The sequence below is a fragment of the Halodesulfovibrio spirochaetisodalis genome (assembly GCF_001672295.1).
In the GTDB taxonomy this organism is placed as follows: domain Bacteria; phylum Desulfobacterota; class Desulfovibrionia; order Desulfovibrionales; family Desulfovibrionaceae; genus Halodesulfovibrio; species Halodesulfovibrio spirochaetisodalis.
Genome location: NZ_JXMS01000007.1, coordinates 66567 through 91288, shown reverse-complemented (window position 1 = coordinate 91288; position 24722 = coordinate 66567). Strand labels below are relative to the sequence as shown.

The window sequence follows — 24722 nt, the reverse complement described above, 5'->3', positions numbered from 1 at the left end:
ACCCACAGCACGGGTTCTCTATATGGTGCAGACCGTTACAACTGACAGTGTGACTGTTGGTTATGCTGCACTCACTTCCTCAATAAATTTCTCCCCGAAACGTGTACTCAGCAATCGTTCGAGTGCTGCGATCATTTCCGGATCATAGAAATTCTCCATATCCCGTAAAATTTCAAATGTTTTTTCAATGGACAATGCAGGGCGGTATGCACGCGGGCGTATAAGCGCGCAGAATGTGTTTGTCAGGCCGAGCAGTTTTGCAGGAGCAATAATGGCATCGCCTTTCAGGTGGTGCGGGTATCCGGAGCCGTCCATTTTTTCAGTCATTTGAACAACAGTTTCCACAACAGGCAGACCGAAATCAATATTGCTGAGAACCCGCTCTGCGTGCAGTGCATGCTGCTCAATTTCCCGTTTTTCATCGGTAGTCAGCGCATCCGGTTTAAGCAGAATTTCTCTTGGAACGAACAGTTTACCAATCTGGGAAAGGTTGGCTGCGGCTTCAATGGTTGCGACTTCGGCATCGTTCATGTTGAGGCTGCGCGCCAGTTCAATGGAAAGTGCCTCAAGCATGCGAGTATGTCCGCCAAGGTACGGATCAATATGTTCAATGGTGCTTGCCAAAGCTGCAATCGTCTGTTGCTCGGTTGCTTTTCGTTGTTCTTCTGCTTCCACAGCGGCAGTAATATCTCTGAATACTGATACAATGCCGGAAACAGCACCGTCTGCATTGAAAAACGGCGCCTTGGATATCTGCATAACATATCGCTGTGACTGCAAAAAGATTGTTTCCGTGGTGTTGATATGCTCTTCGGACATATTGACCAACTGGTCAGAGGACGCAAGGCGGTTTGCTGTTGCGTAGCCGAAGATTGCTGTATCATCCAGCCCTTTCATTTCTTCAACAGTACGCCCTACAGCCGTGGCAAACGCGGGGTTCACATACTGGTATGTGCCTTCGTTGTCCTTCAATGCAATATAGTCCGGAATCGTATCGTTGATGGAATCAAGGAACATTTTTTGTTCTTTGATGGTCATTGCAAGTTTGCGGAAGTTATCGGCAACCTTCTTTGTATCCTGTGACACAAGCAGACGCCAGAGCAGTACAAGAATAAGAGCGAACGCACCTGTTGTCAGCGCAGCAATAACAAGCGTTGTTCTGATGGTGGAAGTAAGTTCCGCACGGGCGGCATCATAGCTGATCTCTTCAACAACCCACCAGTCGATGTTAGGAATTTTGATACCATAAGAGTATGCACGCCCTGACGTCGTCAGGTTGTTGCGTACTGCAAACGGCAATGTGTCCGCGCTGAGCGTTGCAAAAGAGGAGTTTACAGCAATAAGTCCGTCAGGCTGCCACGGAAGGATATCCTGAAGCATATTTCCTTTTTTCTGAACCAGATGTGTTGTTGTATTTTGCTCTGCCAGCGGTGATGAGGAGATGATTTCTGTAATTTTACCTGAGACAAGCTTGGAGAGCATGAGCACAGAAACAGGCTTTGTTGTGTCTCCTTCAAACTCAGGCGGGTATACAGGCAGGAACATGTCAAATGTCAGGCCGTTACTGCTGTTGTGCACTGGTGAAAAGTATACGTCCGGCTTTGTCAGCACTTTATTAACAAAGTTGAGCTGCTGCTGGCTGAGGGCAGACACATTGGCGTTGGTCGCAATGTAGGTTTGCCCGAATCTGTTGATAATACGACCGCCGGAAAACCCTGCGTAAGTGGAAAATTCGTCGAGCAGATTGCGCATCATAGGCAGCTGCTGCGCAAGAGTAGAGTCATCCGGTTGTGTGGCCTCTTCAGCATACAGGCTGCCGATATTGTCCCCCAGAAGGTTTACCTCGGAGGCAAACAGGCGGAACAGGTCTGCATTAATAAGGCGCTGACCCTGATCTGCCATGGCTTGCAGCCAGTTATTGATGGCCTCCTGACGTGAAGTTGCCAGCAGTTTTTGTTGTTTTTGAAGGCGTACAGAAAGCCCAGCTTCTTCGTTATGAATATGGAAGAAGGACAATGTCGCAGTAATAACAACAATAGCGGAAAGCACAGCGATGCCGAACCATTTAAGACGTGAGCGTTTATCCTGCGTAACGGGAAGCTCATAGTCATTTGTTTTAGGCATTTTCAGCTCCGGAATCATTTTTTCGGCTTGGAAGCCGGTTGATTTTTTTTCACCGGGATGTGCGCCCAGCGATTAGTTTCATTTACAGAGAACTGAGGAACATAGTGTGAGAACTTAGAATGAGAGAGTACAAGTTTTGTTTGGTTATCCAGTACCCATGCATCGCCATTCAGGTACACAACCAGTACGGCGTGTCCAAGACGGCGGATATTATCCATAAGTGCCACAATACGCATAGAGCTTGCAGACAGCCCGAGCTCGCGCAGCGCATAGTATTTGGCGATGGCATAATCTTCACAGTCACCGGATTTTTTGACGAATTCGGGCGGTGATGCCCAGTACTCTTGCTTCCCCCAGTTTTCTTTATCCAGCCGGTACGGCCAGTTATTAAAGTAGGTGTTAACCTTACGTAATTGCTGCATTCGTGATTTGGAAACAACTGTGCTTTTGAATTGTTTCCATCGCTTTTGCTGGTTCTTGCCAGACGTGGGCAGCGAGTTTGAAAGATACAGCTGCTTGTGGACAGCCATTTTATCTACAATGCGTTTCCAGCGGGCGAGGGTTTTGTTTTTCCCCTTCAGCTCAATGGTTCGGAACAGGCGTATGTTCCCTTTTGTATCCTTGAGCGGGCCTTTGCTGGCAGCAACTCTTTTTCGTGGCTTTGGTGCTGATTTCTTTATCGGGGGCGGTTTGAACAGCAGGCGAAATGCTGATTTTTTCTTTCCTTTGGAAAGAGAAGCCCCTTTTGTACTGACAGACGGTCTGGATGTATTCTTTGTATATTCAGAAGACGCTTGTATGGGCTGTGCTGCAATAACAAGACTGCAGGCAAAGCAGATAAGCGTTACACGAAATACTGTCGAATGTGTCCAGTGGCGCAATTACCGTTCTCTCAGGGCGTTTTGTTTTGCTTTTAAAATTGGCTTCAGCAGGTAGTCGAGAACAGATTTTTTACCTGTAAGAATATCTACCGAAGTTGTCATACCGGGGATGATAGGCAACTTTTCTCCCCGATAGACTATAGTATTTGTTTTTGTGCGCAGTTTGACAAGATAAAAGCTTTCCCCTCGCTTATCCTCAATGGTATCCGCACTAATTTGTTCTACAGAGCCTTCAAGCCCTCCGTAAATAGAAAAGTCGTATGCTGTGACTTTTACCATGGCTTTTTGTCCGGGATGGAGGAATGCAATGTCAGCAGGGCGTACACGTGCTTCAATAAGCAATGTGTCATCAAGTGGAACGATCTCAAGGATGGTATCCCCCGGTCGGATAACGCCGCCCAGTGTGTTTGCAGCAATCTGTTTTACAGTACCGCGTACAGGTGCGCGCAGGTCTGTTCTGGTAACGCGGTCGTTTCCTGCGGCCATTGCTTCTTTCAAGGAGCGCAGCTCAACACGGCGCTGGTTGATTTCGCGATGCGCTTCATTTTTAAATTCGGCAATGCGCTGTTTGGTTCGTTCTCCGGCTTCTTCAGCAGCCTTACGAATACGAGGGATTGCCAGAGACAGTGCTTCAATGTCGCCCTGCAACTGAATAAGGTGTTCTTCCAGCTGCAGGTAGTCGATTTTAGGATATACATTCTTTTCCATGAGCGGGCGGGCAATATCCCTGCGCTCTTTGGCAATCTTGTGGCTGGAGATAAGCTGCTTGCGCTTGCTTATCATTTCTGAAATTTCCTGATCTTTCTGAAACTTCTGCGAAGAAAGTACGCTGAGTTCACTTTTTAACTGAGTTTTTCGGGCATTGTAGATCGCCTGTTGATCTGCAACCATCTGCGGTGCTTTCTTTTTGAGCTCTTCTGGAAATTCCAGCGGTGTTCCTTCGGTTTCAGCGAGCAGACGGATAATGGCGACTTCATGCTCAAGAGATTTTGAGGCGGCATCACGCACAATACTTTCTGCCTGTGCATTGTCGATACGGACGACAATTTGGCCTTTGTCTACAATTTGTCCTTCTGTGACCAGCAGTTCGCTTAGGATACCACCTTCGAGGTTCTGTAATTCCTGAATTTTACGTGAAGGAACGACAACGCCGGTTCCTCGGGTCACTTCGTCCAGTACAGCGTAATGTGCCCACACGAGAAAGGCGGCAAATACGAAGAAAATAAAGACAGAAAGCAGGTAGGCTTTAGGGTGTCCCCGATGCCGCAAGGCAGCGTCCACCTCGCTCATGAATTCGATATCTTCAATGCGGTATTGTGTTTTTTTCATGATGACGGGCTCCTACGCTGCTCTTGTCGGTGCTTTTTTTATCTGATCATTCTTTAACGCTTCAAGAACGGCAGCCTTAGGGCCGTCAGCAACAACACGGCCGTTATCCATCACAATAAGTCTGTCCACAACATCCAGCATACTGAGCCTGTGGGTAATGAGCAGAAGGGTTTTCCCCGTAACAATATGTGACAGCTTTTTCTTGAACGCATGCTCTGAGCCGTTGTCCATGTTGGAGCTTGGTTCATCCAGAATAATAATGTCAGGGTCTGTGAGAAGAGCGCGGGCAAGGGCAATGGACTGGCGTTGCCCACCTGAAAGTGCCATGCCGCGTTCGCCCACCTGCATGCCGAACCCGGCAGGGTGTGACTGAACAAAGTCGGTGACTCCTGCAATGGCAGCTGCACGCAGGATTGCATTTTCGTCTGCCTGCGGGTTACCGATGGCAATGTTGTCACGCACGCTTCCGTAGAAGAGGTAGTTGTCCTGTGAAACATAACCTGTGCGCGAGCGAAGATCGGCAATGTCCATCTGGCGGATATCAACACCGCCGAGTTTTACAGCGCCTTCTGTCGGGCGATAGAGCCCCACGCACAGCTTCCCGAAGGTACTTTTGCCGGAGCCCATTCTGCCGATGATACCGACGCGCTCACCTTCACGGATTTTTAAATGAATATCCTCAAGGGCAAAACGTTCTGCATTGGGGTATTTAAAGGCAAGTGAATCAAAGGTGATGGAGGCTTCCAGCTTTTCGTAGCTGATGCCTGTGTATTCATCCTGAGCTTCGGTAGGCAGCTGCATGATGAGATCAAGCGACTTGAGTGCCATGCGTGATTGCTGCATGCGTGAAAGCATGCCGGCAATCTGGCTTAACGGTGCCATGGCTCGGCCTGCAAGAATGTTACAGGCAATGAGTCCGCCCATGGTCAATTCGCCTTCACTTATGCGGTATACGCCCACAACAATAATGAAAACGGAAACAGCCTGTGCGGCAAACATGGTGAAGGTCATTGAAAAGTTTGCAAGCCGTTTTGCATGGTTGCTGGACTTGGCGCTCATGCCCACAACTTTTTCCCAGAGCTGCTGCATGTGGCCTTCAGCCATACTTGTTTTTACGGTTTCAATACCGTTGATAATTTCAATAAGCAGAGCGTGTTTTTGTGCCCCTTCTTTGTATCCTGCCTCAATTGCCCGTTGAAACGGGTATTGCAGCAGTAGTCCCACTATGATGACCAGCGGCACGGCGATTGCCGGAATAAAGACCATGGGGCCGCCAATGAAGTGGATGAGCGCAAGAAAAATAAAGAGGAATGGCAGGTCGATGATTGCCAGCAGGGTTGTTGAACTGAAGAATTCACGCAGTGATTCAAACTCACGCAGGTTGTTTGCCATTGTTCCTGTGGAATCAGGCTTATCATCCAGACGCAATGCCATGATGTGCTGCATGAGGCGTGAGGCAAGAATGACATCGGCATTTTTCCCCGCCACATCACAGAAATAACTGCGCAGGTTACGCAAAATGAAATCAAAAACAAGCGCAATGCCGATACCGGCGGCAAGCACCCAGAGGGTGTCCACGGCGTTGTTTGGCACAACCCTGTCATATACATTCATAAAGAACAGAGGGGAGGCAAGCGCCAGCAGGTTGATAATGATGCTGGCAAGTCCCACATGTTTATATATCGGGAAGAAATATAGAATGGTATCCCAGAACCAGCGTTTGGTTTTCAACAGTTTGAGTTCACTTGCACGCTTGTCCAGCCGACCGTTGATCTGACCGAAGATAACGTATCCGGCGTATTCCTCATTAAGCTTGTCCCGCAGTACGGATATGGGAGTATTTCCCATTTCCGGAAAAATAACCTCTGCATGGGTATCAGTAAGGGAAGTAAGAACACCAGCCCCTTTGTTTTTAAGCAGGATAATACACGGAAGGGTCAGTGTGGAAATTTCAGAAAGGGAATTGCGGCGAGTAACCTTGGCATGCATCCCAGCCTGGCTTGCTGCACGCAAACAGGCTGAGGTGTGCGAAGGAACGCCGTGTTCTGGTAAGCCGGATTTAAGTTGTTCAAGTGTAACCGGCCTTCCTAATATGGAAAAAAGATGCACAAGAGAGCGCAGGAGTGGTGATTCATAGTCCACATCGGAAGGCAGCGGGGCGTCCACTCTTGTTCTGGGGTCAGCCTGTTGCGAGGCGTTTGCTGCCTGTTTTCTGGAGTCTGTAGATGGAACCTTGCCGGAAGCCTCCGGCGTTGACGATGTATTGTCGTCTTGAGAAGAGCTTTCCGTAGTCTCCGGTTCCAGCGACGCAGTTGTCCCCGATGCGGGCTGTGTTGGTTTAGAATCAGTCATGAGCACCCCCTATGGCCATACTTCCCTGAACAATGAACAGTGAAATACTGATAACGTGTGGTAATATTTCTTTTCTTATTTCCACAATTCTGCTGAAAAGTATAGGCAGAGTAACGCTCGGGAAGGGGCGTGAATTGTATATCCCCACGTTGTAAACAGAGTTTAACAGACAATTATTTTGTGTATAAAATTATCATAGGTTCTCAGAAAGATTGTGGGTAGGGAGAGGTGTTATTTCTTCAGGTATATCTGTTTAAAATATATGCAAAAATACAACATAAAAAGCATTATGTATGATGCAAAGGGGATGTCTTTTTATGTAGTTGTAGTTTTAAAAGCAGTAGGTGAAGAAATATACTGTAAAATCATGGGGATGTGTCAGGTGATTGTTGCAATAAGTGCCACTGTACACACAAGGTGGTGTATAGTGTAAAAACTGTTTTTTCTTGAGAAGTTATGTTGAAAAGCGTATACGCTATGAGTTGTGGATATGATATTGAGGGACAAACAATATTATGTCTTGTAGTAGGGGGGCTTGCTTTTGATTAAGCAGGCAAGTGAACAATTCAGGAGTGGTTTAATGAAAAAAATGTACGCGTTGTTAGCAATGACTACGGTACTGTTTGGATGTGTAAGCATTGCTTCGGCAGAAATTTCGCTCAAAGATAGTGTACTTGCAACGCTGAAAACATATCCTCGCATTGCTGCACTGGAAAGTGAAAGTAAGGCTGCAAAGCAAGAGCACAGATCTGCATGGGGCGGATATCTTCCTGATCTTGATGCAACAGGCTCATACGGTCCGACAATGCATAACAGCGCCGGCACTCGTAGTGACGGAACTGAAAATGATTGGCGCGGAGCCTTTGACGGTTCTGTTTCTGTCTCTCAGCTTATTTATGACGGCAGATTTACCCAGAGCCGTGTCGAGCGTACAGAATCTGCCTACAAATCTTCACTCAGTCAGGTGCTGGATGCTGGTGAGCGTTTTGGTCTTGATGCGGTTATCGCACACCTTACTGTTATCCGTAACAGAGCACTGGTTGAACTTGCTGAAGAAAATGCTCAGCAGTACCGAGATATTCTTGGTTCCATGCAGGAACTGGTTGATGCTGGCGGCGGAAGTATTTCTGACCTTACCCTTACGCAGGGTCGTCTTGCCCGTGCACTTGCCACTCTTGCGGAACAGCGCAGTGCACTGGAAATTGCTGAAGCAAAATACAAGCGTTTAACAGGTGTTGAGCCAGAGAAGCTTGAAGACGTGGAAGTTTCCACCTCTGCTCCGGCAGATCTTGAAACTGCATTCAGAGCAATGCGGAGCAAGAACCCGGGACTTGATACCCGCAGATATGAAATCGAAGTGGCTGACGGTCTTGTGAAAGAACGTGAAGCTACTTATTACCCGAAAGTGACCGGTGAAGGTTCTTACCGTTACACTGAAGACATGCTCGGCGTTGATGATTACACCGCTGATTTGCGCTTTGCAGTTGTTGGTCGTTGGAATTTGTACAATGGCGGCAGTGACCTTGCCTTAACCCGTGCTGCAAAAGCCCGTAAGGCGAAAGCGCGTGAAGAATTCCGTGATACCGAAGATGAACTGTACCGTCAGGTGGCGGCAACCTGGAGTGAACAGGAAGCTGCATTTGATCAGGTGGAACAGTACAATAAGGCTGTAGGATTCAACGTAGAAACCCGTGACGTGTACGCACAGCAGTTTACTGTTGGACAGCGCACATTACTGGATGTTCTTGATGCAGAGAATGAACTCTTTGTTACCCGTGGCCGTCTTGTTACCGCCAAGGTAAATGTTCTTATCGCATCCTACAGACTGCTGGCTCTTGGTGGCGGTCTTGTGAATTCCTTTGGTTTGAATCCAGCCGACTACATTGCTGCTGACTAGAATTAGATACTAATGGTAATAAAAAAGGAGAGATGTTCGCATCTCTCCTTTTTTTTGTTCTGAGTCTTGAATTGGTTCACAAGTTATACAGTGTGTTGTTTCCTGACATTTTCGTGGGATGCCAACACACGTGGAAGCGTGAGCGTGAACAGGATTCCGCCTACTTGGTTTTGCACTGTTACGCTACCTTCATGCTGTTCTGCCACCTTGGCAACAAGAGCCAGTCCCAGTCCTGTTCCAGGAATATTTTCCCCTTCAGCGCGGGCAAAGGGCTCAAAAATGGCGACCTGCTCCGTTGTGCTGAAGCTTCTGTAGAACGTGTTGAATACTTCAATGCTGACTGTCTGCGGGTTGGAGATGGTGTTAACCCGTATCAATCCTTTTTCCGGTGAAAACTTGAGCGCGTTTGAAACCAGATTGCTCAAGGCTAGATTCACCATAGGGTAATTGCAGGTGATAACGCAGTCATGCGAATAATCGGTCTGCACATTTAAATGCTTTCTTTCGATGATCGGCGCATTTTTTCTCATAAGCCGACGAAGCGTGTTGGTAATATCGCACGCACCAATTTCGCCGATCTGCGTATTCATTTCCAGCTTTGACAGCTTTAAAATCTCTTCGATTAATCCATCCAGTTCAGCAACTTCGGTTCGTACAGCATGCAAATGTTTCTTTACGTTGCTGTAGTTCTCTTGTTCGCAGCTTAAAAAAGCCAGTTCTTCGGACATTTGAATACGAGTGAGCGGACTCCTGAGTTCGTGGGAAATGTTAGCCGTAAGTTCATGCCTGAAGCGTGTCATCTGCTCAAGGTTGTCCGCCATCATGTTGAACGTGCGTGAAAGACGTCCGACTTCGTCGTTGTGAACAGGCACAGCTCGTTCTGATAAGTCTCCGGTAGCAAAGTTGATAACTGTTGCTTCTAGTTCTTTGAGCGGACGTAGTGTTTTGAAGATAAGCGGCAGAACAAACAGGCCGATGAGCAAACCTGTCCCTGCAGTCGGGACGAGGAAATCCAGAAGGATTTTGTGGGAAGGCCATGTGGGATGCTGGACAATGACCACGGTTGTGGGTTTTCCTCCCATGGTCAGGGGGAAAAGTAGAGCTTGAAGCTCCTCGGTGTGCAGCGATTGAAAAACGGCAAGCTTTGTCTTTTGGCACATCTCTTTTACGATGGTGAGATGGTGTTCTGGAATTACGGCGTTCTTTGATTTGATGATTGAGCCGTCAGTGCGAACAACCCACATATAGTCAGCTTGAAGAATTTTCTTCAATTTGGGAATACGTTGTGCAATTTCCGCTGTAACCTCTGCGTTGTTTACATCAGGAGGCGCAGTGATGCTTGAAAATTCTGTTTGCAGAAGCGTTACTATCATCGGGAGCGAACGTCTTGTAGAACGTTCAGCATCCCGATGCATTGTAATCGAAAATAAGATGACATAAAACGCCAGACTGAGTGCAAGAATAAAGATAAACGTTGCAGTCAGTTTAGCGGAAATTGACTTGAGTAGCATTAATCGCTCAGGAACATGTACCCTTTGCCCCAGACTGTGCGGATACGGTGGGCATGTTCGTTGTATGGTTTTAAAATATTACGCAGTTTTGAGATGTGCACATCAATGCTGCGGTCATATGCGTTGAATTCGCGACCCCATACTTTAGTCATAAGGTCATCGCGGGAAAACTCATGGTTAGGCTGTCTCATAAGCTCTGCCATAAGCTTTGTTTCGGTCGGAGACAGCGTAATCTGTTCGTTGTCGATTATGAGAATTTGTCTGCTTGCTTCAAGAGCAATGCCTGCACATTCAATTTGATGTGAACTTACTTTGGTTGTGCTGTTGTCAAAGCGGCGTAAGATGGCTTTAATACGGGCAAGAAGTTCACGCGGGTTAAACGGCTTTGAAAGATAGTCGTCAGCGCCGAGTTCAAGGCCTACAATGCGGTCAGCGTCGTCGCCGCGTGCAGTAAGCATAATAATCGGGACAGTAGATTCCGTGCGGATATCGCGTAGGACTTCAAGTCCGTCTTTGCCGGGGAGCATGACGTCAAGAATGATGAGGGACGGAGCAACATTGCGTACATTGGAAAGTGCTTCCTGTCCGTTAAGCAAGGATGCAACTTTAAATCCTGAATTTTCGAGATATTCAGTTAAAAGGTCTTGCAATTTTGCATCGTCATCGATGATTAAGATAGTTTGTTCCATGGATAGTGCACTTGTTATGTTGTTTCGTGTCTTTTAAACACACGTTTGCGATGAAAATACTGATGTTAAAGTCGTCTTGTGATGTGTGAAGAGTCGTTCGGGGAATATCAATTGGTGACTCATGGACGATAATATCAGTCTGTAAGTGTAAAAATTAATTTATAGATGATGCCCAACGGTAATAGTTGGTGATGACTATTTTTTGAATCGCATGATGAATTTATAAAGTGTGGCATCAGATAAATTGTTTCTGGTTTATATAAGAAAAAAGTACAGAAATAAACATTCGAACCGCAATTGTATTAAAAACATTGTAACGTAAGAATATAATTATATCTTATGAATCAATGAAAAATCATGTTTGTAAACAGCGTTCCTTTTAAGGGATAACTCGTGTGGTTTCAACAGGATACATGTCCTGTTGTCGTTTAAGGGTTAAAGATACGGTATATCAATAGTATACAGTGGAGGAAGGATGAGTATTGCTTCAAAACGCATCGGATGGATTGGTACAGGCGTAATGGGTAAGTCTATGTGCAAACATTTGATTACATCTGGTTGCACTGCCTTTGTGTACAATCGAAGCCCGGAAAAGACAAAAGAGCTTACAGATCTTGGTGCTACGTTATGCAGTTCGCCTGCTGAAGTTGCAGCTAACAGCGATGTTGTCTTTACAATTGTCGGTTTCCCTCAGGACGTTGAACACGTCATTCTTGGAGAAAACGGCGTGATTGCAAATGCAAAAGAGGGCACGGTTATTGTTGATATGACAACTTCAACGCCGTCTCTTGCTAAACGTATTGCACAGGAAGCTGCTGCCAAAGATATGGCTGCGCTCGATGCGCCTGTTTCCGGTGGAGACTTGGGTGCCAGAGAAGCTACTTTGGCAATTATGGTCGGTGGCGATTCAGCAACATATTCTTCAATGCTTCCATTTTTTGAAGTTATGGGCAAGAACATTCAGCGCATGGGCGACGCAGGTGCAGGTCAGCATTGTAAGATGGCAAATCAGATTTTGATTGCCGGAACAATGATCGGCACAGTTGAGTCTTTACTGTATGCGGCCAGAACCGGAATGGACCTTGATCAGGTTATTGATGTGATCGGCAGCGGTGCTGCAGGGTCGTGGTCCATTAATAACTTAGGCAGACGAATTGCAAAAAATGATTTTGATCCGGGATTCTTTATCAAGCACTTCGTAAAAGACATGGGAATTGCCCTTGAAGAAGCTGCACGAATGAATCTGTCTCTCCCAGGGCTTGCAATGGCTAACCAGTTTTATGTGGCGGCAAAAGCTCAGGGCTTGGAAGATCTTGGAACACAAGGTCTGTATAAAGTCTTTGAGACTATGAATCAGGCATAATGTGTTCTGAGGATAGTTAATAACTATTTTTGTCGTTCGTAACTGCTTTACTACAGTAAACGATAACTCGTAGTTTTTTTTAAATCAATATGTTGTCATTAATATTAAGAAGGCTGTCCTTTTGTAAGGACAGCCTTCTTTTTTATGTTACGTAAAAACAAAAGAGAGTAACACTCTTATTGTGCGTATGTATAATTGTGGTGTGAAGAAAATAACGCTCCGTACAATCTATCGTGCTGCTTCATCTTTGAGTTCAAAAATGATTTCTTGAAGATTTTTTGCCTCATCATGGAGTGATGATACACTTTGTTCAGCATTTCCAGCCATTGCACGGGATTCTTGCGCAATGGCGTTAATTTCTTCAATAGAACGTGTAATTTCTTCAGCTGCGGCTGATTGCTCTTCCGCAGCTGTGGCAATGGATTGTACCTGTACAGCAGCAGCGTCTGCCATTTCTACAATAGATTCAAGCACTTTTCCAGAAACCTTGGAACGCTCTGCCGTAGTTTGCATGGCTTCTGACGATTTTTCCATTCCCTGAATATTGATTTGCGCAAGGTGCTGAATCGTACTGATGCTGTTTCCAACTTCGCTCGTTGCACCCATAGTTTTTTCTGCAAGCTTACGGACTTCATCGGCAACTACGGCAAAGCCTCGTCCTGCCTCTCCAGCACGTGCAGCTTCAATTGCAGCGTTAAGGGCAAGCAGGTTTGTCTGGTCAGCAATATCGTTAATAATGGTCATTACCTGCCCGATTGCATCTGACTCCTTACCAAGCTGATTCATGTTGGTGTGTAATGTGGCTGTCATTTCACGGAGCGTATCAATAGAGCTGATGGTTTCGTTTACAACTGTCTGTCCTTCTGCCGCCTGCCTGCGTGAATGTTCTGTTCTGTCTGCGGCATCTCCTGCGTTACGGGCAACTTCAAGAACGGTAGCATTCATTTCTTCCATAGCAGTTGCAGTTTCGCTTATGCGCGTAAGTTGAACCTCTGCCCCTTTTTCCAGCTGGCGACTGGTCGCGGACAAATCTGTGGAATTTGCATTAATACTTCCCACAAGACCGGTAAGTCGTTCTGCAGCAGTATTGATTCCCTTGCTGGTTGCCACTGCTGCCTGTTGCTTTGCTTCTTCTGCTCTGGCAGCAGCCTCACGGGCAATTGCAGCCTGCTCAAGTGCTTCCTGCTCCTTGGCTGCCATCTCTTCAGCATTATTACGAAGAGTCTCAGCCATAATGCCCAAGGATGATTGCAGTTCAGAAATTTCGTCATTTCCTTCAACGCTGATGGCTACCTGAAGGTCGCCGCTGGCGATTTGTTGCGCAACATTGTTAGCTTGTGCAACAGGTGACACAATAGAACGGACAAGGAACAGGCAGAACGGGGCGAAGATGAAAAGCAGAACCGAACAGATGATGGAGAGCTGCCGGAACAGGTTTTCTTTCATTGCGCTTTCATTTTCGATGCGCAGAAGCTTTCCTTCCTTATCTATGTTGTCAATATATGCTCCTGTGCCTATCCAATAGGGCGTATCAGGAACTTTTTCTGCATATGCAAGCTTGGGCTGTTCTCCTTGTCCGGGTTTGTTGAAGATGTACTCGACAAAGTCACCTCCTGCGTTTGCGGCTTTATGCAGGGCGCGTACATAAAATATGCCGTTTTCATCCTTTAAGGACCCCATGTCCTTGCCGACGAGGGACTTTTTTGTGGGCAATGCGACATTAACAGTGCCTTCGAAAACAAAAAAATAACCTGAACTATCTTTTTTGAACCGTATGTTTTCAACGGTCTCCTGAATAATTCTGCGTTGTGTCTCTTTTTCTTCTATTCCTTTTAGCTCCGCGCTGATTGCAAGTGCCATGGAATGCGTTGCAACTTTGAGTGTCTCCTTTTCACCTTTTAGCATGATGGATTGTAAGTGAACGATGTTCGCTTCATTTGACTGCATTGTGAATCGTGTATTTGTTAACAGTATGCCAGCGATAAACAGTAAAATTACTGAAAGCAGTAACAATACACGAGTACGAATTGTAAGTCGTCTAAACATGTTGTCCCCTTTGACTATACGTTCGTTACGTCGTTGATATATCCTTATCGGCATAACAAGCTAAGTAATAGATTTTTGATAGCTAAAAATTGTTAAAAAACAGATAGTTGTGTATTTTTAGTTTGAAAAACAAATAAATGCTTGTGATTGAGGTCCATATATTGGCAGCGTATGATATTTTGTGAAAATTTTATTCTTCATTACTTTGTAAATAAGAAAATAGCGCAATAATTCTAAAATAAAGACATATATTGAACGACATACACTCTTTACCAGTATCTAAAAGAGAAAATGCTTTGAAGGGTACGGAAGGGAATACAAAGAAAATAAGAAAAAATCTGGTTCAACATACAATCAATGTGTCATTGTAAAAAAAGTATGTAACCGTTTACGTTTTTTTAATGCAGTGTCACTCAGCTTGGGTGGTGCAATGTGTTTTTTGAGAGCTGCGTTACAGCGAATGGGTGTGTGCTTTAGCAAAATGAAGCTTCCGTACCTGATGGATCAGAATAAGAAGGTACTGGGTTGGTACGTTGCGGGTAGGATAGTCGGCATGTCACGCGTCTTGTAATAAAACAGGTCGCCCTTTTGGAGGGGCGACCTGTTAGTGCAGCGGCTAGCTGAACCACAACAGTTGTTGTAGTAATTTTCTATAGCTTTTCGGAGCATCCTCCTGCCAATAAGCAGGGCGATCGTCCCGTTGTTAGTGACAGTCGCTTGGGATGCTGAATTGTTGCTTAGTTCGCAGCTTCTTCTTTGAGCTCAAAAATGATCTCTTGAAGGTTGCGCGCTTCATCATGCAATGCAGAAACACTTTGTTCGGCATTTCCTGCCATTGATCTTGATTCCTGCGCAATTGTGTTAATTTCTTCAATAGAGCGGGTAATCTCTTCTGATGCAGCAGACTGTTCTTCAGCTGCTGTGGCGATGGATTGTACCTGCGCTGCCGCAGCGTCAGCCATCACTACAATGGATTCCAGCATTTCACCTGATACTTTGGAGCGCTTCGCAGTTGACTGCATGGCTGCAGAGGACTCTTCCATTCCCTGAATATTGATTTGCGCGAGGTGCTGAATTGTACTGATGCTGTTTCCAACTTCGCTGGTTGCTCCCATTGTTTTTTCCGCAAGCTTGCGTACTTCATCGGCAACCACAGCAAATCCACGTCCTGCTTCACCAGCGCGTGCGGCTTCAATTGCAGCATTAAGGGCAAGCAGGTTTGTCTGGTCTGCAATGTCATTGATGATGGTCATAACCTGACCGATAGCATCAGACTCTTGCCCGAGCTGATTCATGTTGCCCTGTAAGGTCGCTGTCATTTCGCGAAGTGTATCAATAGAGTTGATAGTATCGTTAACGACGGCTTGCCCTTCCGCAGCCTGCCTGCGTGAACGTTCTGTTCTGTCTGCAGCATCCCCCGCGTTACGGGCAACCTCAAGAACAGTCGCATTCATTTCTTCCATGGCGGTTGCTGTCTCGCTTATCCGCGTAAGCTGAATGTCCGCACCTTTTTCCAGCTGTCGGCTGGTGGAGGCAAGGTCAGTCGAACTAGCATTAATGCTTCCCACAAGACCGGTGAGGCGCTCTGCAGCAGTATTGATTCCCTGACTGGTTGCAACTGCGGCTTGCTGTTTAGCTTCTTCCGCTTTTGCAGCTGCTTCGCGAGCAATAGTTGCCTGTTCAAGTGCTTCCTGCTCTTTAACAGCCATGCTTTTCACATTATCCCGAAGTGTGCTGGACATGGTTTGTAACGAGCGCTGCAAGGTGGATATTTCGTCCTTACCTTCAACAGTAATATTTACATTAAGGTCTCCACCGGCAATTTGCTGTGCTACCTTGTTCGCTTGCGATACCGGTGAAACAATAGAGCGGACAAGGAACAGACAGAACGGTGCAAAAACAAGCAGCAGCACTGAAAGAATGATTGTGAGCTGCAGGGTCATGGTTTCTTTCATGGCACTTTCGTACTCTGAACGTAACGCTGCACCTTCGCGTTCAATATTATCAATGTAGACGCCGGTTCCTATCCAGTAAGGCGTGTTTGGAATAGCTTCAGCATAGGCAAGTTTTGGTGTGTCACCCTGTCCGGGTTTATTAAAGATATATTCTACAAAACCACCACCTGAGTTTGCAGCTTTGTCTAATTCTTTCACAAAATAGATTCCGTTTATATCTTTGGCTTTTCCAAGGTCTTTGCCGATAAGCGTTTTCTTAGTGGGAAGCGCTACGTTGACAGTTCCTTCATACACAAAGAAATAGCCGGATTTGTCTTGCTTAAACCGTATGTCTTCAACGGTATCTTGAATGATTTTGTGTTGCTCTTTTTTATCTGTAACTCCAGATAACTGCGCACTTAATGCGACGGCAAGAGAGTGCGATGCAACTTTGAGTGTCTCTTTCTCACCGTTGAGCATGACCTCTTGCAAATGAAGTACGCCATCTTCATTTGATTGCATGGTCGACCGCACATTGACTGATAATATCCCTGCAATGAACAGCAGGAACACACCCAGCAGGATAAAAACCCTTGTTTGAATTGTGATTTTCCTGAACATGACTACCCCCTTAATTGTAAGTCGATGTCTGCTGTTGATAGAAACTTATCGGCAGAATAGCATTATTTTAAAGAGTCTAATAGATAAAAATCAATAAAAGCAGCGTATTGTGGCGATTAGAAAATAGTGTCGACCGGTAGTGTTAAAAATAACACAAGTATAGTCAGTACCTACTTATATGAGAGTATCTTGCAAGTGTTGCAGTGAAGGTGGAGATAATAAGTATGTAGCTATAACGGGTTGCAGTTGTATTCAGGTCGTACAATGTGTTTTTGAAGTCTCTGAAAGAGCTAGTGCATGAACTGGCACTATAACAAATAAAAAAGGAGGGCACATATGTGCCCTCCTGTATTCTTCGAAGAGATCTTTTTTACAGATTACTTAAGGTTTTCTGCAAGAAGTTCTGCGATGTGGGTTACTTTCATGCCGTTTTCACGAACATTGGAGCCACCGCGGAGATGCAAGAGACAACCCGGGCAGTCTGCAACGAGGCGCTTTGCACCGGTTGCTTCAATGTTGGTAAGTTTTTTGTCCAGAAGTGTGGAAGACAGTTCTGGGAACTTAACGGTAAAGGTACCACCGAAGCCACAACATACATCTTCTTCTGCGGAAGGAGCGTATTCGCCAGCCATGTCGATGAGGTTACGAGGCTGGTCAACAACTTTGAGTTCACGGCAGAGGTGACAAGATGCGTGGTATGCAACTTTTTCGCTGGACTTGTTGAAGTCTTCTGTGCTTACGCCGAGTACGTCGTGTGCGTAGGAGGAGAAGTCGATAATTTTAGCAGAGAAACGTTTTACTTTTTCTTTGTATTTACGATCGCCTTCAAGCAGTTCAGCGTATGCTTCTTTGAGGTGGGAAGCACAGGAAGCACAAAGTGTTACGATGTAATCGCAGTTAGTGCCTTCAAACGCATCAACGTTCTGTTTAGCAACGTCGATGGTAGCCTGTTTTTCACCCATCATCTGTACAGGGAGACCACAACAGCTCTGATCCATAGGGAAGTCGATTGCAACGTTATGACGAGCCATAACTTTTACAGCTGCTTCCATCTGCTCTGGGTATACAAAATCCTGAACACAACCGGAGAAGAGAGCCACGCGGTGTGAAGGGTTGTGAACCATTGGTTTGATCTCTTTAAAGCGATCACGGAATGGTTTGTCAGCAATGGATGGGAAAGAACGGAAGCCCTGATCTTTCATGAACATGAGCGGCAGGTGACGAAGGTATGGACCTTTCTTCACTGGAGTCTGAGCCCATTTACCGAAACGGAGCAGGGAGTGGAACAGCTTGCGGTTTTTGAGAACTTTACCAAGGAGGTTGGTTTCCATTGGCATGCCGTTGTCTTCGTTAAGACGTGCACGGAGCTCTTTGATAAGACCCGGAAGATCGATACCACCTGCACAAATGCTCTTACAAGCGCCGCAGTTGATACAGTTGTGTACGAGGTTCTTGGCTTTTTCTTCGCCGTGGTAGAAGTAGGTGAGGATAAGGCCGATAGCACCGATGTAGATGTGACCCATCTGGTGACCACCAACGAGGCGGTAAACAGGACAAACGTTTGCACAAGCACCACAACGTACACAGCGGAAGATCTGGGAGAACATTTCATCTTCAGCGATCTTGGAACGACCGTTATCAAGGAAGATGATGTGCATTTCTTTTTTGTTGTCTTCGCCGATAGCGCATTCGTTAGCACCACCGATCCATGTTACGTAAGAAGTCAGAGCCTGACCTGTTGCGTTACGTGGAAGAGCTTTAAGAGCAGTCAGAGCGTCAGTAAGCTTAGGAACGAGTTTGTCGATACCTGCGATTGCAACGTGAACACGAGGAGCAGTAGTAGTAAGACGAGCGTTACCTTCGTTGGTTGCAATACCGATGTGACCGTTTTCTGCTACACAGAAGTTTGCACCGGAGATACCCATGTCTGCGTCTGCAAAGTCACGACGAAGTTCACGACGTGCAACTTTAGTCAGTTTAACGGGGTCGGAGTCGAGCTTTTCGCCAACACGTTCGGAGAAGAGATCCTGAACTTGGTAACGGGAAAGGTGAATCGCAGGCATAACCATGTGGGATGGACCCTCATGGCGCATCTGGATGATCCATTCACCAAGGTCAGTTTCGATTACGTTGAACTTCTCGTCTTCGAGGTAGTGGTTAAGAAGAGTTTCCTCAGAAGTCATGGATTTTGACTTAATGATCTTCTTAACGTCGTTATCTTTTGCAATCTTAGCGATAAGAGCGTTTGCTTCTTCAGCGTCTTTTGCAAGGTGAACTTTTACACCGCGCTTTTCAGCTTCTTCGGTGAACTGCTGAAGAAGAGCTGCATTGTTTTTTACAGCGTAGTCTTTGCAGTCAGCAATTTTTTTGATGAGCTCTGTTTCATTGATATCAGCAAATGCTTTAGCGCGGTTTTCACGGTAACCTACAGCAAAAGCGTCCATGGATTTACGCAGAAACTCGTTATCAAGAGCTTCCTGCATGTCTTCGCGGTATTCTTTGAGATTCTCAGCGTTATGCATGATTAGTCCTCCAGGAGAAGAATGTGGAGTTCGAGTGGGCCGTGTGCACCGATAGCGAGTGTACGTTCGATGTCAGCAGTACGGCTTGGGCCGGTGATAACAGCGGTGTATGCTACGCCGCTCATCAGTTCGAGCAGAAGCTTTTCTGCTGCGATGGAGTCCTCGAAGATTTTGGAAACAGGGAGCACTGCAATGTGTGCTTCTGAAACCATGGTTGCGAGGCGGAGTTCTTCTCCGTTGGACTGCTGAACAATAGAACCAGTTTCAACAAAACCTGCATCACAGATAGTGAAACCAGCATCGATGCCTGCCATGAGATCACGCATACCGGACTTGATGAGCTTTACGCCTTTAGCTTCACACTCTTTAGCGAGAGCTGCGTACTGGTCATCAGAAAGTTCTGGAGCAGCCATAATTTTTTCTTCTAAAAATTCAGGCTGTGGTGCATCCGGGCTGGAAGGGATAAGAAGTTCGCATGGATTTTTTTCTGCAACATATTTTGCAGCGTAAGCAAAAGCTTCATCCATGGATTTGATGTCGGTAACTTTAGCCGCTACCAATTCTGCTTTTTCGCGAAAAAGCTCTTTGAGGTCGCTCATGTGACACTCCTGAAACTATGGTACCCAATGTGAATACCGCTGAGCATGTCGTTCACCGCTGCATCCTGAAAAAAAATCAGGCGGTTTCAGCGCATGCAGAACAGCAACCGTAATGGTTGTAGAATCTCCTCAACGGGTGAATGCCGTACAGAATTCGGTCTTCCGGACAAATTCCGCAAAGCGGCAACAGAATGCTTTGCGAGTACGGTATCCATCTCTTCTACCAATATCTAGAATGGCGGCAGAAAAGAAATGCATATGCAGAAATGCAATCCGTACTTGTACAGTGGCAACTGATTCGGGTGGGTAGGGCTAGTCATTATTCAGAATTTTGTGACAGCTTTTGACAAAGCTTGTTGTAGTCAAACGCATTATCCACCAGTTCAGCACCGCGTTTGATTTTTACAAGCTCTCGAAGCTTCTGGCTGTTCAAAATCAACTCCATACGTCTTGCGACAGTATAGGTATCTTCTGAAACCTGTATAACAGGTACGCCCAGCTGTTCTGAACGTGCACGCACAATCTCGTTAGGAGTGATGTTGCCTGTCACGATAAGACAAGGGCATCCACCTTCCATAGCGATAAGCTGCAGGTCCGTTCTGTCTCCACCCACGATAGTGGCAAGATTGGCTGACTGGCGGAAATACGTCATGAAGTTTTCCACCTGCATTGTACCAATCAGGAAGTTCTGAATAATCCGCTGGGATTGTGAGTTCCCGGAAATAATTTTCCCTTTCAGGCGCCATGCGAGTTCAGATGCTTTGATGGCGTTGAGCATCGGATCCCGTGGAACCGTACCGAAGACGTCTACGCTGTTTTTTTCTAAAAACGGGACGAGGATGTCTTCTGCATCGCGAGAAAAATCTTCAGGAACATCGTTAAATAATACTCCGAGCATATCATCGCCGAGGGTCTTCTTGATGTTGAGAACAGCATCATAGTTGAGCCTGTTCCGGCGATAACGGTCTACGAGTAAAGTTTTCAATCCAAGCTGCTTCGACAGCGTAAGTCCATCCACACCCCGATGGGTACCGGTATACTGGATAGAACCGCATCCGCCGACGAGCATCACATCTTTGTCTTTGGAAATGGTGTTGTAGGCACTCTGGATGGCGGCCAGAGCGTCTGTTTCATCAGAGAGGGTAGTGGCTCTCAGGTTATCTGGAATGATTACCGGAGTCAGTACATCGGGAGCAATCTCAAGGCCGAGAAGCTCCTGAATGACGATGGCGTCTTCGTCCCCGATTGCATCATCAATTCGCTTAGGAATGGAACCGACTGGCTTCATATACCCTACACGCATACCGCGTCTTTGCATTTCAAGCCCGAGAGCCATCAATACAATGTTTTTACCCGCAAATGCGTCTGTAGAGCCTATGTAAAGTCCAATCATGTAATCCCTCTCGAAGAAGATGCTTCGGGATATACCGCTTTCGGTAAAATGGCAAATTCCGGAGCAGAAACCGGCATGTTCCTGCTCCGGTATATATTCATATCAGCTGAAATACTAGCCGAGTACTTTAACAGTAGCCTGCGCGATTTCGAGCTCTTCGTTGGTAGGGATGATGAGCACTTCAGTCTGGCCGCCAGCGTTCAGGGAACGCTCGGTACCGCGACGAGTTGCGTTTTCTTCGAGATCAATTTTGATACCGAAAAGTTCCATGTCAGCACAAACCATTTCACGAACGATATCGTCGTTTTCACCGATACCAGCGGTAAATACGACAGCGTCAACATTGCCGAGTGCAGCAATGAAAGAACCAACGTATTTTTTGATGCGGTAAACGAACATGTCGAGAGCGGTTTTTGCTTTTGCGTCACCTTTTTCTACTGCTGCGTGGATGTCACGCATGTCGCTCATGCCGCAGATGCCGAAGAGACCGGACTGCTTGTTCATGAGGTTGTCAACTTCAGCACCGGTGAGACCTTTACGATCCATGATGAACGGTACGAGAGCAGGGTCGATGTCACCACAACGGGTACCCATCATGAGGCCTTCAAGAGGGGTGATACCCATGGTTGTATCAACACACTTGCCAGCTTTAACAGCAGACATGGAACAACCGTTACCGAGGTGACAGATAACGAGGTTAACGTCTTCAGGTGCTTTACCGAGGAACTTAGCTGCCTGTTTAGCAACGAAGCGGTGGGAAGTGCCGTGGAAGCCGTAACGACGGATTTTAAGATCTTCGTAGAGATCGTAAGGAAGCGGGTAGAGGTACGCTTTCTCAGGCATGGTCTGGTGGAATTCAGTATCGAATACACCAACGTTAGGAGTACCTGGGAGAAGAGTTTCACAAACTTCAATGCCAGCAAGGTTAGCAGGGTTGTGAAGAGGTCCGAGCGGAATGTATTTGCGGATGATTTCTTTTACGTTGTCATCTACTTTAACGGATTCTTTAATCTCTTCGCCGCCGAGGAGTACACGGTGACCGATTGCACTGATCTCTGCTTTATCTTTGATAACACCGTCTTTCTCGTCGGTGAGCAGATCAATAACGCGTTTCATTGCAGTTTCGTGATCCGGGAACGGAGCATCGATAACTACTTTACGTTCTGCGTCTGTGTCTGGAGCAAGTTTGTTAACGAGTTTGCCCATCTCCTGACCAATACGTTCTACGAGACCGGAACAAAGAGCGGTTTCGTTTTCCATATTGATAAGCTGGAATTTAAGAGAAGAAGAGCCGGCGTTAATTACGAGTACGTTCATCTAAATTATCCTTTAAAATGGCTTGGCTAGATAAGCCCTTTTTCTGCCTGTGCCTGAATTGCTGTAATGGCAACAGTGTTTACAATATCTGGTACGGTACAACCGCGAGACAAGTCGTTAACAGGCTTATTGAGTCCCTGCAAGACCGGTCCAATTGCTACTGCATTTGCAGCACGCTGTACAGCTTTGTAGGTGTTGTTACCAGTGTTGAGGTCAGGGAAAATAAATACTGTGGCCTGACCGGCAACTTCAGAATCAGGAAGCTTAGTTGCTGCAACATCTGCATCAATAGCAGCATCATACTGGAGTGGGCCTTCCAGTTTGAGCTGAGGAGCACGTTCCTGCGCAATCTTGGTAGCTTCAATAACTTTCTCTACGTCTGCACCTTTACCGGAAGAGCCGGTGGAGTAAGAGAGCATTGCAATGCGTGGGTCAACATTGAAAATGCGTGCAGTATCTGCAGAGCTGATTGCGATTTCAGCAAGCTGTTCAGAACTAGGGTTAGGGTTAACCGCGCAGTCACCGAATACGAGTACACGGTCTTTAAGACACATGAGGAACACGGATGAAACAATAGAAGCATCCGGCTTGGTCTTAATGAATTCAAATGCAGGGCGGATGGTGTGGGCCGTGGTGTTTACTGCACCGGAAACCATGCCGTCTGCATCGCCTTTTTTAACCATCATTGTGCCGTAGTATGTGGTATCACACATGGTATCACGGGCGTGTTCCATGCTGATGCCTTTTTTCTTACGTGCTTCGAAGTAGGTTTCTACATAGTCTTCGAAGTTAGGCGCAAGTTCTGGCTGAATGATTGTTACATCAGAGAGTGCAAGACCTAAGTCAGAAATTTTCTGCTTAACGATCTCGAGGTTGCCAAGAAGAATGATCTCAGCAACACCGCGACGGTTGAGCATTTCTGCTGCACGCAAAATACGCTCTTCCTGACCTTCAGGGAGAACAATACGCATTTTGTTGGCTTTTGCTTTCTCAATCAGGTTGAACTCAAACATCTTCGGTGTGATTTTAGAAGACTTACGGGAAATTACACGGCGGGAAATTTCCGCTGTGTCCACGTTGTCTTCAAAAATACCGAGAGCAGTCGCAACGCGGCGGCTGTCCTGAGGGTCAATGCGACCGTAAAGCTGGTTGAGAACCTGAATAGCAAGGTAGGTATGCTGTTTTACGCTGATTACAGGAATCGGCGCAGCAGACCAGCCTTCCACAAGGCGACGTACGTTAGGTGCCATCTCAAGACCACCGGTCAGTACGATACCTGACACATCCGGGTATGTGGAAGACATACGGGAAGCGAGAGTGGAGATGATGATGTCAGAGCGGTCACCCGGGGTGATAACAAGGCTTGCTTCTTTAACGTAGTCAAGGAAGTTGCCAATCTGCATTGCTGCTACACACAGGTCGTCTACGCGGGTATCGAGGCGGTCTTCGCCGTAGATAACGTCACCGTCGAGCCACTGTGCAACGTCCTTCATGGTCGGTTTGCTCAGGGTTGGCTCTTCAGGGATGATGTAGACAGCAAGCTCTTTGTCTGCACCTTCTTTGGTGCCGAGCTGAGAAATAATGTCAGCACAGTGCTCAGAGGTTACTTCCGCACGGTTGATGATGGAAGCAACAATGTCGAGACCTTTGTCTTCAAGGGAGTCGAGGGTGAGCTTGGTGGAGCTGATGATTTCTTCGCAGTCCTGTTTCTGACCGTTGATAACAACAAGAACAGGGGAGCCTAAGTTGGCTGCGATGTCTGCGTTGAGGTCGAATTCGAATGCTGCGTCTTTACCGAGGAAGTCAGTTCCTTCACAAAGAACGAAATCGTATTTGTTGGTGAGCTGAGTGTACTTATTAAGAATATTTTCAAGCAGGATGGAGCGCTGACCGTTGTTGATCAGTTCGCGTGCCTGATTGAGTGTGTACGCATAGGTATCTTCGTACGGGATCTCTATGCCGAAGTATTCAAGAATCAGGTTGATGTCGTGGTCTTTGGTGCCGTTTTCATCATCATTGATGATAGGGCGGAAGAACGCGACGTTGCTGATGTCTTTTTTCAGCAACTGCATCATGCCGAGCACAACGGCAGATTTACCTGTTCTTGCTTCTGTGGCTGTAATGTAAAGGTTTTGGGACACTAT

15 protein-coding genes are annotated in these 24722 nt (G+C 46.5%); 2 read left to right on the top strand and 13 right to left on the bottom strand.

Going from position 1 to position 24722, the window contains the following annotated elements:
• Positions 1–60: 60 nt before the first annotated feature.
• The 4 genes from SP90_RS05620 to SP90_RS05605 are packed head-to-tail and all read right to left on the bottom strand — an operon-like array spanning position 61 to position 6686.
• Positions 61–2124: an HD-GYP domain-containing protein gene (locus tag SP90_RS05620; RefSeq protein WP_066853537.1), complete on the bottom strand. Its 2064-nt coding sequence runs from the start codon at positions 2122–2124 to the stop codon at positions 61–63.
• Positions 2125–2138: 14 nt separating this feature from the next.
• On the bottom strand, positions 2139–3005 hold the full coding sequence (locus tag SP90_RS05615) for a transglutaminase-like cysteine peptidase (RefSeq protein WP_231895534.1): 867 nt from the start codon (positions 3003–3005) through the stop codon (positions 2139–2141).
• Positions 3006–4334 carry an HlyD family type I secretion periplasmic adaptor subunit gene (locus SP90_RS05610; protein ID WP_066853460.1) on the bottom strand — a complete coding sequence of 443 codons (1329 nt, stop codon included), beginning with the start codon at positions 4332–4334 and terminating at the stop codon, positions 3006–3008.
• A 12-nt stretch (positions 4335–4346) separates the two neighbouring features.
• Positions 4347–6686: a type I secretion system permease/ATPase gene (locus tag SP90_RS05605; RefSeq protein WP_066853458.1), complete on the bottom strand. Its 2340-nt coding sequence runs from the start codon at positions 6684–6686 to the stop codon at positions 4347–4349.
• 580 nt (positions 6687–7266) lie between these two features.
• Here SP90_RS05605 and SP90_RS05600 point away from each other — a divergent pair.
• Positions 7267–8583, top strand: a complete 1317-nt coding sequence (locus SP90_RS05600; RefSeq protein ID WP_066853456.1) for a TolC family outer membrane protein — start codon at positions 7267–7269, stop codon at positions 8581–8583.
• 83 nt (positions 8584–8666) lie between these two features.
• On the opposite strand, the gene SP90_RS05595 is transcribed toward SP90_RS05600, so the two are convergent.
• Together SP90_RS05595 and SP90_RS05590 are read right to left on the bottom strand one after the other, a co-directional pair.
• The gene (locus SP90_RS05595; protein ID WP_066853455.1) at positions 8667–10094 is read right to left on the bottom strand and encodes a HAMP domain-containing sensor histidine kinase; all 1428 of its coding nucleotides are present in this window, start codon (positions 10092–10094) and stop codon (positions 8667–8669) included.
• Positions 10094–10783: a response regulator gene (locus SP90_RS05590; protein ID WP_066853453.1), complete on the bottom strand. Its 690-nt coding sequence runs from the start codon at positions 10781–10783 to the stop codon at positions 10094–10096. The genes SP90_RS05595 and SP90_RS05590 overlap by 1 nt, the downstream gene beginning before the upstream one ends.
• Before the next feature lie 475 nt (positions 10784–11258).
• Here SP90_RS05590 and SP90_RS05585 point away from each other — a divergent pair, with 475 nt between their 5' ends.
• A complete protein-coding gene (locus tag SP90_RS05585; protein WP_066853451.1) occupies positions 11259–12146 on the top strand; it encodes an NAD(P)-dependent oxidoreductase in 888 nt (295 codons plus the stop codon).
• 228 nt (positions 12147–12374) lie between these two features.
• On the opposite strand, the gene SP90_RS05580 is transcribed toward SP90_RS05585, so the two are convergent.
• From SP90_RS05580 to pta, 7 genes are all read right to left on the bottom strand, one after another.
• Entirely contained in the window at positions 12375–14192 is a 1818-nt protein-coding gene (locus SP90_RS05580; protein WP_066853449.1) for a methyl-accepting chemotaxis protein, read from the bottom strand.
• Between the two features lie 737 nt (positions 14193–14929).
• Positions 14930–16747 (bottom strand): methyl-accepting chemotaxis protein, encoded by a 1818-nt coding sequence (locus tag SP90_RS05575; RefSeq protein WP_066853447.1) that lies wholly within the window; start codon positions 16745–16747, stop codon positions 14930–14932.
• A gap of 377 nt (positions 16748–17124) precedes the next feature.
• Positions 17125–19269, bottom strand: a complete 2145-nt coding sequence (gene ldhH, locus SP90_RS05570) for an L-lactate dehydrogenase (quinone) large subunit LdhH (RefSeq protein WP_066853445.1) — start codon at positions 19267–19269, stop codon at positions 17125–17127.
• A 2-nt stretch (positions 19270–19271) separates the two neighbouring features.
• Entirely contained in the window at positions 19272–19868 is a 597-nt protein-coding gene (locus SP90_RS05565) for a lactate utilization protein (protein WP_066853443.1), read from the bottom strand.
• Between the two features lie 319 nt (positions 19869–20187).
• A complete protein-coding gene (locus SP90_RS05560; RefSeq protein WP_066853441.1) occupies positions 20188–21261 on the bottom strand; it encodes a DRTGG domain-containing protein in 1074 nt (357 codons plus the stop codon).
• 114 nt (positions 21262–21375) lie between these two features.
• Positions 21376–22578, bottom strand: coding sequence for an acetate kinase (locus tag SP90_RS05555; protein WP_066853439.1), 1203 nt, complete (start codon positions 22576–22578; stop codon positions 21376–21378).
• Positions 22579–22604: 26 nt separating this feature from the next.
• A complete protein-coding gene (gene pta / locus SP90_RS05550; RefSeq protein ID WP_066853437.1) occupies positions 22605–24719 on the bottom strand; it encodes a phosphate acetyltransferase in 2115 nt (704 codons plus the stop codon).
• Positions 24720–24722: the final 3 nt, after the last annotated feature.

Coding starts and splice junctions, on each gene's coding strand:
- SP90_RS05620 (WP_066853537.1), bottom strand. CDS start 2,124: ATGCCTAAAACAAATGACTATGAGCTTCCCGTTACGCAGGATAAACGC.
- SP90_RS05610 (WP_066853460.1), bottom strand. CDS start 4,334: ATGAAAAAAACACAATACCGCATTGAAGATATCGAATTCATGAGCGAG.
- SP90_RS05605 (WP_066853458.1), bottom strand. CDS start 6,686: ATGACTGATTCTAAACCAACACAGCCCGCATCGGGGACAACTGCGTCG.
- SP90_RS05600 (WP_066853456.1), top strand. CDS start 7,267: ATGAAAAAAATGTACGCGTTGTTAGCAATGACTACGGTACTGTTTGGA.
- SP90_RS05595 (WP_066853455.1), bottom strand. CDS start 10,094: ATGCTACTCAAGTCAATTTCCGCTAAACTGACTGCAACGTTTATCTTT.
- SP90_RS05590 (WP_066853453.1), bottom strand. CDS start 10,783: ATGGAACAAACTATCTTAATCATCGATGACGATGCAAAATTGCAAGAC.
- SP90_RS05585 (WP_066853451.1), top strand. CDS start 11,259: ATGAGTATTGCTTCAAAACGCATCGGATGGATTGGTACAGGCGTAATG.
- SP90_RS05580 (WP_066853449.1), bottom strand. CDS start 14,192: ATGTTTAGACGACTTACAATTCGTACTCGTGTATTGTTACTGCTTTCA.
- SP90_RS05575 (WP_066853447.1), bottom strand. CDS start 16,747: ATGTTCAGGAAAATCACAATTCAAACAAGGGTTTTTATCCTGCTGGGT.
- ldhH (WP_066853445.1), bottom strand. CDS start 19,269: ATGCATAACGCTGAGAATCTCAAAGAATACCGCGAAGACATGCAGGAA.
- SP90_RS05565 (WP_066853443.1), bottom strand. CDS start 19,868: ATGAGCGACCTCAAAGAGCTTTTTCGCGAAAAAGCAGAATTGGTAGCG.
- SP90_RS05560 (WP_066853441.1), bottom strand. CDS start 21,261: ATGATTGGACTTTACATAGGCTCTACAGACGCATTTGCGGGTAAAAAC.
- SP90_RS05555 (WP_066853439.1), bottom strand. CDS start 22,578: ATGAACGTACTCGTAATTAACGCCGGCTCTTCTTCTCTTAAATTCCAG.